Origin of the sequence: Clostridium aciditolerans, from assembly GCF_016316925.1 — a bacterium.
Taxonomy (GTDB): Bacteria; Bacillota; Clostridia; order Clostridiales; family Clostridiaceae; genus Clostridium_AM; species Clostridium_AM aciditolerans.
The window spans coordinates 17,208-33,104 of record NZ_JAEEGB010000001.1; the positions used below are offsets into that span (position 1 = coordinate 17,208).

The following is a 15,897-nucleotide window of genomic DNA, read 5'->3' on the forward strand; positions in this document are numbered from 1 at the left end:
TAATGAAATTTTTAATATAATTTATATATAAGAATTAAATAACAGGGGGTACAGCATGAATAGATCTAAAAAGCTAGTTTTTGCTTTCTTTGTTTCCGCAGCCATCATGAACAGTAAATGTCTATTACATAATAATGTACATGCTGCTGGATTTTCACCTAATCCACAAAGTAGCGCCTACACTAGTAATACAAATATTTTTACTAAGTATGGTTATAAAGGTCAATGTACTTGGTTTACATACGGAAGGGCTCTTGAAAAACTTGGAATATCACTGCCTTCTGAATTTTATGGTAATGCAGTAGACTGGTGGTATGCTAATGAAAAAGATCATGTATATAAATACGGTACTGAGCCAAAACCTAATTCCATAGTAGTATGGTCTGGCGGGAACTACGGTTATGGCCACGTAGCTTTTGTTGAAAGTGTCGAAGGAAATACTATATATTTTAATGAAGGAAACTTTAGTGTAAGAGGTGCTTACGATGGAACTGTAAAAGCTTTATCAAAGGAAGAAATAAAAGATAGAGGCAACTTACATCTAAAAGGATATATATATATCAACGAAAAGTATTCTTCATCTGATGCTGATAAAACTCCAAGTAATACTACACCACCATCTACGCCTAGTGAAACTAGTACCAAAAAAGGTGTTGTAAATTTATCTAACGCAAGTTCATCATTAAATGTTAGAAATAGCAATAATACTTCATCAGGTGTCCTTGGTACATTGAGAAAAGGAGATACAGTAAGCATAGTTGCTACTTATGGAGATTGGTATAAAATTAAATTTAATTCATCCTATGGATATGTAAGTTCTAAATACATAAGTACCTCTACATCAGATGCTTCATCTAGTACACCTCCAAATACTAGTAATTCATCAACATCAACTGATAAGGCACCTACTTTAAAATCTGGCACTGTAAACTTAAACGATAAGTCCTCTGCGCTAAAATTTAGAAGCACTCCTGGTGGACAAGTTATAGGATCTTTACCACATGGTACAAAAGTAGGAATTCTAGAAACTAGTGGTAGCTGGTATAAAGTAAATATCAATGGAACTGTTGGTTATATATCTGCTAATTATGTATCAGTGTCTCAAACTCAAGGGACTGCTACTGAGTCATCATCCGCTGCAAATTCTTCAGTTAGCAAAATTGGTACCGTAAATCTTAGTGATGCATCATCAACATTAAATTTAAGAAATACTCCATGGACGGGACGAGTATTATCTGCTTTGCCTTACGGAAGTAAAGTAGAAATTCTAGGCACTAGTGGGCGCTGGTATAAAGTGAAAGCTGGTTCTGAAGTTGGATATTTACACTCTGACTATATTAAACTATAAACTAACAAAAAGTACTTTAGTAAAGGGAACCTAGATATCTAGGTTCCCTTTAATTGCCACTACATGATGTAAAACTAAAATTTATTTATGTATTGATATTTCAATGTATTGATGCTATAATATGAACATAGTTCATAAAAAAGATAATAATATGTCAAAACTCATCGAAAATGTAAGAGAAAATCTATTAGTTTAAATATCTATCTCTCACATTAAAATATGAGATATTTTTTTAAAACTATATGAACTAAGTTCATATAAAAAAAGACAAATATTATTTAAATGAATTTAATGTAAAAAATTTAGTTTAAAAGGAGAAATGAATATGTTAATTTATGCAGTTGTTTTTATGAATTTAGCACTTTTATTCTATACAGTAGGTGTATGGGCTGAAAAACTCGGTGGGAGACTTAAGCCTTGGCATTTAGTAATGTTTTTTATTGGTTTAGCATGTGACACAACAGGTACATTAGTTATGGAGTCTATAGCAAAAACTTCATCAACTGGAAGTGTTATTCACGAAATTACAGGTTTAATTGCCATAATTTTAATGGTCATTCATGCTCTATGGGCAACTTATGTTTTAATTAAAAAGAACGAAGCAATGATTGCAAAGTTTCATAAGTTTAGCATAGCTGTTTGGTTAATATGGTTAATTCCATTTTTATCTGGTGCTATTTCTCATATGAGATAAATATAGAGTCAAAAGACCGAAAGTTAACTTTCGGTCTAGTTTTATATCTTTACCTAAAAAATAGTGGCATTGCTATAATTAAAGCTAGCAATACAATTGTTATTATTATGCTTTCTATTCTTCCATAATTCATAGTCCAGCCTATACCAAATCTTTTTTCAACAAAAAGCGATGGATCATCTTTGTTAACATATATGCTGTTCCCTAGTTTCCAATACTTATCATCATCTCTATCTACTAAACCACTTGAGGTATTAGTTTCTCTTTTTAATTTAATTCTACTTCCACCTTGCCCTGTCGTTAAACTCATATATATAGATAAAATCAAGATTAAACCTGTTACTAAAAATGTAACTACCATCATACCTTTTCCACTAGTATTTATAACTTGAAGTATGTTTAAATTTATATAAGTAAAAAGCAAATTAAGCAGTATAACCATAATTACCATGTACCCAGACCATCTACGCCTAAAAATTATATTCCTCTCTCTTGATTCTTCTGGATTAGATGCATTTATCTGCTGCTTTGACCATCCTATAATCTTGTATGAGAAGAATAATACCAAAGTCATAAAAAACTGCACAAAGGGCATTTGAATCATAGCCTTATAGGATTTTTTAGTCCATCCATCCACCTGACCTAATGCATTCCAGTGGGTAGGTATTAAATCTGGAAGTCTATCATAAACATTTATCCCTATAATTATATTCATTACTATAATAATTTCAGGTATCATAAACCACCAAGGTGATACTAAAACACTTTTTCTCTTGTTTTTAGTAAAATTAGTATCTATAACTGTCACTGACTTCTTAATTTTATACCAACCATTCTTATCTTTAATCTCTTTTACTTTTTTATTTGATCTATAATAAATTAAAAATGATATTATTAAATATAAACATATACCTAATATTTGAATAATAACCCAAAACTTTTCTGATGAGTATACAAGAATAGAAAAAACTAATATATAGATTACAGATATCACAAGATTATTTTTGATATATTCTTTATATATATTGGTTAACTCTTCCTTTGCCACCTCTTCTACTGGCACTCTAACACCAAAGTAAATATCTCTTCTTGTAAGTTTAGGTGTAATTATTTGTATTATAAGCATTATTATAATAATTGGAACTGTTGTTATTAGAGCCATAACTTTATCACTCATAGATATATTCCTCCATAGAATAACTTTTAATATTTCATTATACAGTTATTTTCTTTTATAAACACTATATATTTCTTTGCAAGCTTCAATAAAGTCTTCTTCACTAACTCCTCTACAGTGCGCTTCCGATATAATAGACTCCAATTCTTCTTTTAGTATATCATCGTACTCTTCTGAAGAAGGAATAGGGATTTTATTTACTATCGCTCCCTTTCTCCTATCTATTGTTATAAATCCATCGCCTTTTAGAAGATTATATGCTTTGTTTACAGTATGCATATTAATACCTATGTCTTCTGCCATCTGCCTTACAGATGGCAGGCTCTCACCTTCATCTAATTCCCCTTTCGCTATACCTCGTATAATTTGATTCTTAAGTTGGGCATATATTGGTACATCCGATTCAAAATTTATTTTCAATAACATTTGCATCCTCCTAAACTATAACTTTGCCTCCAAAATCACTTAACTGCTCTAATCTTTCGATTTACTAAACATATATTTGGATTTTATTATAAATATTAAACTAATTAAAGCCACTACTAGTAAAATAAATTCAACTATCCATACATTTTTTATTTGTCCGGTTTGAAATAACGCTGCTGGGAAATCAAATAGTGCATGTATTACTATTGCGTATAAAAGATAGATATTTTTTCTATTCTTTACTCCGTATAATACTAATAATGATAGTGCTATATGAAATGTTACTGCTAAAACCCTTTCCACTCCTATAACTCCAAAGTAATATGGCGAGGAACTGATTAAAACTTGTTTTAGTGACTCCAATGAGCCAATAGGCACTTTTGCTCCAAGCGTTTTTTCAAACATTCCTGAGTTTATTAAATTTGAATACACAATATATTGTAAACTCATCATTCCGCCTATTAATATGGATTCAATACCACCATGCCCAATACCATACGCCATACCATCTTTCCATTGAGTTCTGCCTTTTAGGAAAAACTTAAATCCGATGAATCTACCTACTTCTTCAAAAACGCCTGCTGCCAAGCCTCCATACACCATATATATCCAAGGATTTGTAAGCATTGCAGCAGTTTGCGGATTTCTAACTAGTACATACCAATGAAGCATTTTCTCCAACACCTGTGAGAATACTATAAATATTAAAACACCTACCAATACTGCTTTTATTGATATTTTGTATTTTTTATAGAAATAAGCTATTAATGCAAGTGGTAGTACGAAAGATAAAAGCATAGATACAATCATAAAAGTTATTGATAAATTACTTACCATAATTCATCCTCCTTTATTATATTTGTTATATAAATAATAGAACAAATATAATAAAATATCAATCTTCACCAAATATATTTTGCTAAGCGTTATGACTTAAATAACTTATAATAAGAGCTTTTTTCTTCGCTTTTCTAATTGTAGTTCAATTTTAATTATAGTTTTATCTATAGTGAATCTTCAACCGAATTTACAAGTAATTTTTTACTAACGAAAATTATAGGGTTCCTAACTAGAAAATTAACTGACCGCCTAGAAACCCTATATTCCTACTTTTCAAAAACTATTTTTACATATTCCACATTATTTACATCGTCATAATATGATTTTATACTACATCCACTGTAATTTATCTGTGGATTGCTTTTCATTATTTTCTGTAGAGTAGCACTCACATCATAAGTAGTTTCATCATAATTTAATATTTTCATACTTATGCTGGAAACACTATTCTCCATAGAGCTTTTAATTAGTCCATAAAATTGATAGTAACTTCTTACTGTTGTAATATCTTGTCCATCATCATCCTTTTCTGGAACATTCAAATTGTAGTAGTTATAAGTTGTGCTATTACAAGCTGGATAATTTTCATCCCATCTATGATCTGCAGATATTTGCTGATCTGTAATATTAAAATAAGAGTGTCTAAGGACATCCTTTCCATCACTTGTTATTGGATCATCCCAGGTTGGATCTAGTTGATAATATTGTCCGCCTATTTTAACAATATTCCAAGCATGTCCAATCCATTCCTCTCCGTCTTTTGCCTCACCAATGGCTACTATACTCTCTATACCTACAGCGTCTAGTAAACGCTTCATTGCCCTAGCATATCCTTCACAGACCCCAGTACCCTTAATAAGCACACCATAGTCAGTATACGATTCATCTGGCATATTTCCTGTGAAAAGTCTCTTATCATATGTAGAATGTGTTACCAAATAATCATGAAGAGCTAGCTCTTTCTCATAATCTTTCATATTAGGCTTTATAACTTGTGATACTATCTGGTTTGTCTTTTCTTGCAGAAGTTTTTCTTTATCATCAGCATTAATATGATTAGAATTTTGAACTTGTATAACAGTACTATCTTTAATAGTAAAATTAAATTTAACAGGTGTCTTTAACTCTTTCCCTATTGAAGATTTAAGTCTACTGTTAATTTCTAAAGTATAAATCTTGTTGTTTTCATAACTACTTAAAGGAGTTACACTTATTGATCTATCCCCTGAATTATAACTTAGAGTAACTTGTATTTTGTTATTCGTTCCATATTCATAAACCTGAATATAGTCACTCATTTTAGTATAATCAACGGCATTATTAAATTTGATTGTCCAAACTTTTTTTGAATCTACTGCTTCTTTTGATTGCATTATTTTATAGTCTTCTTGTGCATGACAAACTCTACCAAAAACAAAGAATATAGAAAGTACAAAAGTAATTATAAAAGTTGTCATATATTTTTTACTGCAAAACAACTAGGTCACCTCCTAAAACTAAAATTGTAAATTATTATTAATATTATTTTCGTAGCATTAAGCTTATTTTTAATATAAACAAAAAATAAAGAGGTTAGCAAATACTTCCTGCTAACCCTTCAAATTAACTACTCTGCTCTTTTTTATTTAACTTCATAGGTCTGTTAATTCTTATGCCATTACTATCAAAAACTTTCTTTAAATGTTTTTCTGTTGTAAATACAGTTAACATCAATACTGGAATGAATGCAACTAAAGGAACTAAATATCCTTTACTTTGAAATAATGCAAATCCTATTTTCCCTAAAATAAGTAGTATAACTCCAGCTATTATATACTGATTAGTAGAATACTTATTTCCTTCGTCCCAAGTTTCCTGATTCTTCATTGATAAAGTTGTACGGTAACCATACCATGAATTTATTTGTTTAGGTCTTACTATTTTAGGTATTATTCCGAATCCTAATGTTACTAACCCGAAAATTAATGAATATATCACGATACCCTCAACCCCTTTTCTAAAAAATCTTATTAATCAGATAATTATGTCACTATAATAAAACAAATTCAAGAAAAAATCTAGTCTATATTCACAATTATTTTATTGTAAACCTGGATATATTATGCTTTAACAAATCTAAAAGATATTTATTAATATAGTAATACCAATAAGCTAACTTTTTTAATTATATGTTAAGCTGCTCCTTATATAATTTTAAGAATAATCTATATATATTAAAGCTTTATACTTTTCTATATTTTATTCACAACTTGTGGATAAGTCTGTGAATAACTTGTACATAATTTGTATATATCTTGTTTATTATTTAATATTTCTTATAAAATGATTTAAATTCTAAGTAGAATAAAAACTTGCATAGTATCTATGTATCACCACGCAAGTTAAATTTTTCTTTAAACCTTAAATTTTAAGTCATGCCTCCATCTACAGTTAATATTTGTCCGGTTATATATTGAGACCCTTCTCCGCATAAAAACAATACTGTTTTTCCAATATCCTGTCCGCTTCCAAACTTGCCCATAGGTATTTCATCTTCTAGCCCTTTTTTCTCATCTTCACTTAGCCAATTATTCATTTCTGTGTCAATAACACCTGGAGCTATGGCATTTACTCTTATATTAGAAGGTGCTAATTCTTTTGCTAAGGCCTTAGTGAACAGATTTACTGCTCCTTTTGTTGCAGAATAAATTGTTTCACAGGATGCTCCAATATTCCCCCACATTGAAGATATATTTATTATGCAGCCACATTTCCTTGAAATCATATGTTTAACTAAATTATGAGAACAATTAATTGTCCCTTTAAGATTTATATCTATTATTTGGTTCCAATCTTCTTCATTCATATCCATAAAAAGTGCAATCTTAGATACTCCTGCGTTATTGACTAGAATGTCTACTTTCCCAAATTGTTCTATTGCCTTATTAACAAGCATCCTTGCCTCTTCATAAATGCTTACATCTGCCTTAACTGCCATTCCAATTCCTTTTAAATCTTTTATATATTCTAAAGTTTTATTTGCCTCTTTTTCATTAGATTTATAATTTATAACTACATTTGCTCCAGCTTTTACAAGCTCTAAAACAATACTTCTACCTATGCCTCTTGATGCTCCCGTTACTATTGCAACCTTACCTTTTAAATCTTCCACTTGTAATGTTCACCCCTTATATGTTACTCAGTTAACATTAAAAACTCCTACTTAATATTGAGTAGGAGTTTTTAATATTTTAGTTTATATTAACTAAATCTATTATACTATAATAAAATACTAAATTATACTTAAACATTGCTAGGCACTTTTACTTATTTTCCCTTTCATATTCTCTTCAATTATAATTATATTTTCTTCTTTCTTACTTTCACATACTTGAAACTCACTTACAAGCTTAAGAAGCTCCTCAGCACCTTCTGCATTTTTTGAAGACTGAGCCGCAATATGATCGGTTCTACTGCTTATTTTATTTATGTTGTCAGATATAAGGCCAGAAGCTTCTGCACATTCCCCTACTGTAACTGTTAATGACTCCATATTTTCAGTTATGTTTTCTATAGATTGGCACATTCCTTCTGACAGAATCGAAAACCTTTCTACTATATTTTGTACGGTTTCTCCGTCATTTTTATACTCTTCACTTATATTTATCACTTTTTCATAATCATCAAGTACTGTATTTTTCATAACATCTAGTATAAATTCTGCAGAATCTGATAAGTGACAAACCGCCGCTAAAACTCCTCGTATATTTTTTTGAATATCTGACACGACAACAGCAGACTGCTCAGCTAACTTTCTTACCTCACCTGCAACAACTCCGAAGCCTTTTCCATTTTCGCCAGCTCTTGCAGCTTCAATAGCAGCGTTTAAAGCTAATATGTTTGTTTTTTTAGATATTTCTCTTATTTGCTCCGTCATAACGGAAATATTCTCAACAACCTTAATATCCTGTAATGCATCACTCAATCTCTCTTTAGATATTACATAACTTTCTTGCATTTTAACCATAGATTGATTTGTTTCTTTTCTCATAATAGTTGCTCTATCTTTTATTTCATTTGCTAATTTAAGTCCCTGTTGAGCTTCAACTACAGTCCTATTTATTTCCTCCTTAGCAGATACAGTTTTTGAAGCTATTTCTTCTATAAATGCCGAAGACTCCTGCATATTTGCTGTTATCTGCTCTGCAGTCTCAGAAACCCTTTGCACATTCCTATGTACACTTATAAACATATCACTTATGTTATGTACTGAATCAAGTGTATCCTTGCTTTCTAGTTTAACACAATTTATTATATTTTCTATATTATCAATAGCATTATTTAATGCTGAAGCAGTTTGTCCAAACTCATCACTTCTTAATATCTCTATTCTATGTGATAAATTGCACTCTGATAGTCCTTTTGCATATTTTCTTATTTTTAGAAGAGGAACTTTTATATATTTCGATATTAGCAGCCCTACGCCCACTCCTATAAGAATAAATATTATTGTAATAGCTGCTATATCATACTTAAGTATGTTCGCCTGTTTGAATATTTCATTTTTAGGCATACTTAATGCTAAAAACCAACTAGTATCGGGAATAGGCGCATATGCCATGAACATTTCCACACTATTTTCACTATAAAATCCTGATCCTGTTTCTCCTTTAATCATTTTGGTTTCCAACTCAGCTAATTGTTTTAATGTTGAGTCCTTTTCCACATTTTTAAGTGTATTATCTTTATTCAGAACCAGTTTCATGTTTTTATGTGCTACTTTAGTTCCATCTTTATTTATTATAAAACAGAACCCGTTGTCTCCTACTTTCATCTTTTGAACTATTTCATTAAGGTTTTTCGTTGACATATTTGAAAATAATACTCCTGAAACCTTATCATCTTTTTCTTTTATAGGCACAGCTACTGCAATAATTTGTTCTCCTTCAGTGTTAGTTACAGGATCTGAAACTGCTGGTATACCGCTTAATGCTTTTTTTAGATATTCATTGTCTCTCGAAATATTTTCAATATCTATCTTAGTTTTTTCTCCATTTGAAAAGTATATTATTCCATTTAAATCCATGATATTTAAATTCACATAATTTAATCTCTGTGCCTCTGCTAAAAGCACTGGTATTTGATTTTGAACATTCATAGATTTAATTTCAGGTCTTTCTGCTAGCACAGTCATTACCTTTATGTCTTGCTCTAGTGTAGAGTTTATTAGCTTAGCTGATTCTGAGGCTTTGGCCTTAAGAGATGATTCAATGGTGTCACCTAATGCCTTATAAGAACTATTATAAGATACTGCACCTAGGATACCACATGTGAATATAATAAGAACTCCTATTTGAAGAGTTATTTTTACTGAAACACTATTTATAATCTCAGGTCTTAATATTCTCATCTTACTGATAAACTTTTCTAATTCCTTATTGTTTTTCTTTTCTTTCATAGGCTTTAAAAGTTTTAACTTTTCGTAAATATCCGAAATAGTCTTCTTAAACTTTATCTTTTTTTTCACAGCTAATCCCCCTAAATCTAAGTATTGAAAAACCTACCATAGATGTTAATCTTAGATTTATTTTAGCACCTCTATGCTCCATCTTATACCATAATGACCATAACTTAACGAAAGGTTAACTGTACTTAACATATGTAAATCTATTTTTACTTGGAATGCTAAATAGTACATATAATATAATTACATAGAAAAACTGAATCTATCTAAGTTTCACTTTATTAAATAACAGTTTTATAATATAATACTTATATAAAATTAGGTAATATTTAGTATCACTTAGTATTTGTTTTCAAAGAAAGGAAGTATTTAATATGCTACATTTTAAACCTCTTACAATTGAAGATAAAAAAATTTTTGATAAATATTTAGAGCCATATATATATGAGACTTGTGAGTATTCATTTACTAATCTTTTTATTTGGCGAAAAGCATGTGACATACAATACGCGATTCATAAAGATGTCTTGATTATAAAGAAAACAGATTTTAATGGAAGTTATCATTTTATGCAGCCTATAGGATATAAAAAAGAAAACTTGAAGGATATAATAGATTTTTTAATTGAAAATAAAAGTAAGTTTGAACTTGAGTATCTTTTTAAAGATGCTGAGGAGTGTTTTATTAATGACCTTAAGGATATATATGGTGAGAATACTTTCACTATATTAGAAGACAGAGATAACTTTGATTATATATATGAAAGCAGCAAACTTATAAGCTTGTCAGGGAAAAAACTCCATAAGAAAAAAAATAATTATAATCATTTTATTAAAAATTATAGTTATGAAACATCTCCTATAACAGCAGAGTTAATACAACCTTGTATAAAAGCTGCTCGAGAGTGGTGTCATAAGCATATTTGCAAAGGGTATTTGCTATATGAATTAAGGGCTATAGAAGAACTTTTAAAAAATAATTCCATATTAAATTTTGAAGGTATGGTCGTATTTATTGATAACAAAGTTTCTGCTTTTACCATAGGAGAAAAAGTTGACAAAGACATGGCAATAATTCATATAGAAAAGGCAGATTCGGACATTAGGGGATTATATAATTTTATAAACAAAGCATTTGTTGATGCTTATTTTAGTGATGTTCCTTTCATAAATAGAGAGCAGGATCTTGGAATCGAAGGTCTAAGAAGCGCAAAGGAATCCTATATCCCAATAAAACTAGCAAAAAAGTTTATTGTTCAATAATATTTATTGAAACAAGGCGTGAAAACTGCATTTTGTATATAATTAAACTTATTTAAATTATTAAATTAATTGCATATTAGTTTTTAAATAATAGTCTGTGTGCTCCCTTGAATTTATATTTAGAAGCATATTCTGATAGGAGTTTACACAGGCTATTTTGCTTACTGTAAATGTTGTAATTTACTAAGCTAATTAGTCAAGTTGTTTGCAATCTCCATAATCTTCTTTATACTGTCATCTAGGCTATTCATTGAAGCTGTAATTTCTTCTGTAGCTGCTGCTTGATTTTGTGAAAGTGTATCAAGCTCTCCTATTTTTTTTATTACTATATTAACTACATAAGATATTGATAAAAGTTTTTTAGATATTTCCTGAACGTTTCCACTAGTATCTTGAGCCAATTTACGAACTTCATTGGCGACTACAGCAAAGCCACGTCCAGCATCTCCAGCTCTAGCTGCTTCTATAGCTGCATTTAATGCTAATAATCTAGTTTGATCAGCTATTCCTTTAATTAATGCAATTACATCACTTATAGCATTTAATTCATTTTGAGCTTGAACTGAATTTATAGAAAGCTGATCCATTGCTGTAGCTATATTACTGGCGTTCATTGCAATTCCTTCAGAGGCTTCTTTAGTTTGGGCAGATGTTTCACTAAGCTGTGATGAAGTTTCTCTTAATATTTCCTGCTTAACTATAGGAGATGTAATTGTTATTCCTCCTATAATTACATTTCTACTTTTTATCGGAATTCCCATTCCTATGTAAGGAACTCCAAAAGGAGAATTTTCCTTACTAATTTGAAGGAAAACACGTTTTTTAGTTCTTAAGACTTCATAAATAATAGTTTTTGATTTGATTAAATCTCCTATTTTGATTCCAAGTCTCATTTCCTTTGCTTCATGATATGCTATTACCTTTTCCATGTCGTATATCGCTACAGTGCTACTACCATCAAAAAGCTCATATATATATTTTGCACTGTCTATTGCAGTACCATATATATATTTATCAGTATTTTCACTTAATTCGTTACTCATTAATTATTCACCTCAATAAAAAATTTTAACTGCATATACTGATAAGTAAAATGCAGTTAAAAGTATATATTCGAAAGGGTTTATAATTTACAAAGTTTAAATGACCGTTTCCTTTTTTTGAACATCAAACCTATCTTCACTAAGTAATCGTCAATGCTTCTTCTGCTCCTTTTATACAAAATGTAAGACACTTTGTAATAGGATAAGTAAAAAACATGTTCCTGTCTTTATTATAGTGATAGCAAAGATATCTCTGTATGATTGTTTGTGAGTTAAACCTGTGATACCTAGAAGTGTAATAACTGCTCCATTATGAGGTAATGTATCCATACCGCCTGATGCCATTGCAGCAACACGGTGAAGCAATTCAGGACTCATGCCAATTCTATTCGCCCAATCTAAGTACTGTTTTCCAAACATATCAAGTACTATACTCATACCGCCAGATGCTGAACCAGTTACACCAGCAAGAACGTTTACACTTACTGCTTCTGATAGTAATGGGCTGCCATTAGGATTTATATTTATTAAATGATTAGCAATAACTTTAAATCCTGGAAGGGATTTTATAACGTTACCAAAACCAACTTCAGATGCAGTATTTAAAACTGCTAATAATGAACCTATTGCTCCAGCGTTGATGGCAGTTGCTAAATTTCCTTTAATACTTTTTGGGTTTATAATGAAGGAAAGTATTATACCTACAACAAGCGCAATTATAAGTGCCCAGTTATTCATAGTTCCTACAACACCTGTTTTAGCTACATTGTAAGGTGCTAAAGTTACCCATGATGTAATATCCCAATGAGGAAAAACCATTTTTTGCAATATTAAAGTTATAACAAGCACTGAAACCAATGGTAAAGCTGATAATAAAGGATTAGGTAAGTTCGTATCTTCAACAATTACTGGTTCATTTTTATGATTTTGTCCATAACCCTCACCAGCTTCTTGTGCTTTACGTTTACGCCATTCTAAGTAAGCTACTCCAGTTGTAAAAACAATTATAGTTCCAAGGATACCAAAAACTGGTGCAGCATAAAGGTCTGTATTAAAAAATTTCATTGGTATTGAGTTCTGAATCTGTGGTGTTCCTGGTATAGCATCCATTGTGAAAGTAAAAGCTCCCATTCCAATAGTTGCAGGTATAAGTCTCTTTGGTATATCTGCTTCTTTAAATATAGCAGCTGCAAAAGGATACACTGCGAAAGCAACAACGAAAAGACTAACTCCACCATAAGTAAGAATAGCTGCTGATAAAATTACGGCAACCATCGCCCTTTCTTTTCCTAACTTTCCTATAATAGCCTTTGCAATAGATTTGGCAGCACCAGATTGCTCCATAGCTTTACCAAATATTGCTCCCAATAAGAAGAACGGGAAGTATACTTTTACATAGTTTGCTAAGTTAGGCAAGAATATTTCCGTATAAGTTGGCATAAGAGCCATTCCAGATAAAAGTGCCGCTAATAGTGCGAAAATAGGGGCAAATACTATAACTGAAAATCCCCTATAGGCTAAGAAAATTAATAATCCTAGAGCTAAAATAATTCCTATAACGCCCATTAATAAAACCTCCATTTAATTTATACTTTGTATATATTTTTTATGAAACTCCTTCTCCTTCGTCGAATGAGTAAGCGATCATCACAAAATCATAGATTTTGGATGCCTGCTTATCTAATTTTTATTCCCATTAACTCTTCCTTAAAGATTCTTTCATCCATACCTTTTAAATTAGGAGATATTATTGGTTTAAATTCCATGTGATTTAATACGTCTTTCTCTAAGTCAATTCCTGGAGCAAGCTCTTCTAAGACTAGTCCATCTTTAGTCAATCTAAATACTGCTCTTTCAGTAATATAAAGAACAGATTGTCCAATATTCGCTGCATATTCTCCACTAAATGTAATCTGTTCAACAGCATTGATGAACTTATTCGATTTTCCTTCTTTCTCTATTACTAATTCACCATCTGCAACACTTATCTTTAATCCACCTGCCGTGAAGGTTCCACAGTATACAACTTTTTTAGCATTTTGAGTTATATTAATAAAACCACCGCAACCTGCAATTTTAGGTCCAAACTTACTAACGTTTACATTACCAACCTTATCACATTGTGCTAATCCTAAAAAGGCTACATCAAGGCCGCCTCCATCATAAAAATCAAATTGACTAGCTTGATCTAATATAGATTGTGGATTTGTAGATGCTCCAAAACTTAGGCCGCCTGCAGGTACACCACCGACCCCACCTGCTTCTACAGTCAAAGTCATTTCATCTCCTATCCCCTCTTCATTAGCTACTATTGCTACTCCCTCTGGTACACCAATTCCTAAGTTTGTAACTGAATTAGGTATGAGCTCCATAGCTGCCCTTCTAGCTATTATTTTTCTTTCATTAAGCGGTAATGGATCTAATGAATCTACAGGAACTTTAACTTCTCCAACATAGCATGGGTTATAACTTTCACCAAAAGTCTGCATATGGTTTTCTGGTGTTCCAACAACTATTGCATCTACATATATTCCTGGTATTTTTACTTTTCTTGGATCTAACGTTCCCTTCGATACAATCTTTTCAACTTGTAAAATAACTAATCCACCTGAGTTTTTAGCTGCTTGTGCCATTGCCGTTGCATCAAGTGTTGCAGCTTCTTTTTCTAAGGTTGCATTTCCATCTTCATCTGCATATGTGGCTCTTAAAAGTACAACATTGATAGGGAAAGCTTTGTACAATAAATACTCCTTATCTTCAATTTTAACTACTTTTACTATCTCCTCAGTAGTAATTTCATTTAGCTTGCCACCCTCAATTCTAGGATCAACAAAGGTTTTCAAACCAACGTGAGTTAATGTTCCTGGTTTTCCAGCGGCAATATCTCTAAACATATGTGATATAGTGCCTTGTGGCAAGTTATATGCTTTTATCTTGTTTTCTAAAGCTAATTTTTGAAGCTTTGGTGCTAATCCCCAATGCCCTCCTATTACTTTACCTAATAATCCTTCATGTCCAAGATGGTTTAATCCTCTCTCCTTACTGTCACCTTGCCCTGCTGCATAAACTAATGTTAAATTTTTAGGAGTTTGCGTTTTCAAAAATTTTCTCTCTATTTCCATAGTAATTTCTTCTGGATGTCCACATCCAATGAAACCGCCTACAGCAACAGTGTCATCATTTTTTATTAGCTCAACTGCTTGTTCTTTCGATATAACTTTAGATCTCATTTTTCTCCCTCCATGTTATAGTTATGTAGTACTACTTTATATAGCAACTATCATGCCAAAACCTCTATAAACTACAGAATCATTTGCAAGTTAACAAAACTCTTAAATATCAATGTTTTTAGAATATTTATTATTTAATTAATTTAACACAAAAAAAATAAACAAATAATTAGTGTATATTTTATATACACTAATTATTTGTTGTTTCCATATTGCTTTTATTTTGCAATCTTTATAAGCGACTATTTTATTTACATGTATTTTTTTTATACATCATTTTCAACATGTTTTAAAATTTATTTCTAAAATTATTTATCCGAAGTACATGATTTACTATAATAATTACAGATATCAATGGGGACTAAAAAAATGATTCCTGCTCAGTACAGAAATCATCTTCTTAATTCAGCATAGTCTTTTTTTATTGTCCTAGA

The 15,897-nt window shown here is 30.8% G+C and carries 13 protein-coding genes; 3 read left to right on the forward strand and 10 right to left on the reverse strand.

What is annotated here, in order from left to right; translation table 11 throughout:
- Positions 1–55 precede the first annotated feature (55 nt).
- The gene (locus I6U51_RS00075; RefSeq protein WP_211140569.1) at positions 56–1,348 is read left to right on the forward strand and encodes an SH3 domain-containing protein; all 1,293 of its coding nucleotides are present in this window, start codon (positions 56–58) and stop codon (positions 1,346–1,348) included.
- Positions 1,349–1,673: 325 nt separating this feature from the next.
- Positions 1,674–2,042 (forward strand): HsmA family protein, encoded by a 369-nt coding sequence (locus I6U51_RS00080; protein ID WP_211140570.1) that lies wholly within the window; start codon positions 1,674–1,676, stop codon positions 2,040–2,042.
- A 49-nt stretch (positions 2,043–2,091) separates the two neighbouring features.
- Here I6U51_RS00080 and I6U51_RS00085 read toward each other — a convergent pair whose 3' ends face one another.
- From I6U51_RS00085 to I6U51_RS00115, 7 genes are all read right to left on the reverse strand, one after another.
- On the reverse strand, positions 2,092–3,219 hold the full coding sequence (locus I6U51_RS00085) for a DUF1648 domain-containing protein (protein ID WP_211140571.1): 1,128 nt from the start codon (positions 3,217–3,219) through the stop codon (positions 2,092–2,094).
- 45 nt (positions 3,220–3,264) lie between these two features.
- Positions 3,265–3,645: a GntR family transcriptional regulator gene (locus I6U51_RS00090; protein ID WP_211140572.1), complete on the reverse strand. Its 381-nt coding sequence runs from the start codon at positions 3,643–3,645 to the stop codon at positions 3,265–3,267.
- Between the two features lie 48 nt (positions 3,646–3,693).
- Positions 3,694–4,482: a YhfC family intramembrane metalloprotease gene (locus I6U51_RS00095; protein WP_211140573.1), complete on the reverse strand. Its 789-nt coding sequence runs from the start codon at positions 4,480–4,482 to the stop codon at positions 3,694–3,696.
- A gap of 269 nt (positions 4,483–4,751) precedes the next feature.
- A complete protein-coding gene (locus I6U51_RS00100; RefSeq protein ID WP_211140574.1) occupies positions 4,752–5,942 on the reverse strand; it encodes a transglutaminase domain-containing protein in 1,191 nt (396 codons plus the stop codon).
- Positions 5,943–6,087: 145 nt separating this feature from the next.
- Complete coding sequence (locus I6U51_RS00105) at positions 6,088–6,462, reverse strand: SdpI family protein (RefSeq protein WP_211140575.1); 375 nt, start codon at positions 6,460–6,462, stop codon at positions 6,088–6,090.
- Between the two features lie 430 nt (positions 6,463–6,892).
- Positions 6,893–7,636, reverse strand: coding sequence for an elongation factor P 5-aminopentanone reductase (gene ymfI, locus I6U51_RS00110; protein ID WP_211140576.1), 744 nt, complete (start codon positions 7,634–7,636; stop codon positions 6,893–6,895).
- A gap of 141 nt (positions 7,637–7,777) precedes the next feature.
- Positions 7,778–9,991 (reverse strand): methyl-accepting chemotaxis protein, encoded by a 2,214-nt coding sequence (locus tag I6U51_RS00115; protein WP_343069397.1) that lies wholly within the window; start codon positions 9,989–9,991, stop codon positions 7,778–7,780.
- Between the two features lie 311 nt (positions 9,992–10,302).
- Between I6U51_RS00115 and I6U51_RS00120 the strand changes: the two genes are divergently transcribed.
- Positions 10,303–11,190: a DUF2156 domain-containing protein gene (locus tag I6U51_RS00120; protein WP_211140577.1), complete on the forward strand. Its 888-nt coding sequence runs from the start codon at positions 10,303–10,305 to the stop codon at positions 11,188–11,190.
- Between the two features lie 188 nt (positions 11,191–11,378).
- Here I6U51_RS00120 and I6U51_RS24970 read toward each other — a convergent pair whose 3' ends face one another.
- From I6U51_RS24970 to I6U51_RS00135, 3 genes are all read right to left on the reverse strand, one after another.
- Positions 11,379–12,233 (reverse strand): methyl-accepting chemotaxis protein, encoded by an 855-nt coding sequence (locus I6U51_RS24970; RefSeq protein WP_211140578.1) that lies wholly within the window; start codon positions 12,231–12,233, stop codon positions 11,379–11,381.
- A 171-nt stretch (positions 12,234–12,404) separates the two neighbouring features.
- Positions 12,405–13,799, reverse strand: coding sequence for a GntP family permease (locus tag I6U51_RS00130; RefSeq protein WP_211140579.1), 1,395 nt, complete (start codon positions 13,797–13,799; stop codon positions 12,405–12,407).
- Between the two features lie 110 nt (positions 13,800–13,909).
- Complete coding sequence (locus I6U51_RS00135) at positions 13,910–15,463, reverse strand: acyl CoA:acetate/3-ketoacid CoA transferase (protein WP_211140580.1); 1,554 nt, start codon at positions 15,461–15,463, stop codon at positions 13,910–13,912.
- Positions 15,464–15,897 lie beyond the last annotated feature (434 nt).

What these genes read in the sequence shown, in the direction of transcription:
- I6U51_RS00075 (WP_211140569.1), top strand. Translation starts at nt 56, where the DNA reads ATGAATAGATCTAAAAAGCTAGTTTTTGCTTTCTTTGTTTCCGCAGCC.
- I6U51_RS00080 (WP_211140570.1), top strand. Translation starts at nt 1,674, where the DNA reads ATGTTAATTTATGCAGTTGTTTTTATGAATTTAGCACTTTTATTCTAT.
- I6U51_RS00085 (WP_211140571.1), bottom strand. Translation starts at nt 3,219, where the DNA reads ATGAGTGATAAAGTTATGGCTCTAATAACAACAGTTCCAATTATTATA.
- I6U51_RS00090 (WP_211140572.1), bottom strand. Translation starts at nt 3,645, where the DNA reads ATGTTATTGAAAATAAATTTTGAATCGGATGTACCAATATATGCCCAA.
- I6U51_RS00095 (WP_211140573.1), bottom strand. Translation starts at nt 4,482, where the DNA reads ATGGTAAGTAATTTATCAATAACTTTTATGATTGTATCTATGCTTTTA.
- I6U51_RS00100 (WP_211140574.1), bottom strand. Translation starts at nt 5,942, where the DNA reads ATGACAACTTTTATAATTACTTTTGTACTTTCTATATTCTTTGTTTTT.
- I6U51_RS00120 (WP_211140577.1), top strand. Translation starts at nt 10,303, where the DNA reads ATGCTACATTTTAAACCTCTTACAATTGAAGATAAAAAAATTTTTGAT.
- I6U51_RS24970 (WP_211140578.1), bottom strand. Translation starts at nt 12,233, where the DNA reads ATGAGTAACGAATTAAGTGAAAATACTGATAAATATATATATGGTACT.
- I6U51_RS00130 (WP_211140579.1), bottom strand. Translation starts at nt 13,799, where the DNA reads ATGGGCGTTATAGGAATTATTTTAGCTCTAGGATTATTAATTTTCTTA.
- I6U51_RS00135 (WP_211140580.1), bottom strand. Translation starts at nt 15,463, where the DNA reads ATGAGATCTAAAGTTATATCGAAAGAACAAGCAGTTGAGCTAATAAAA.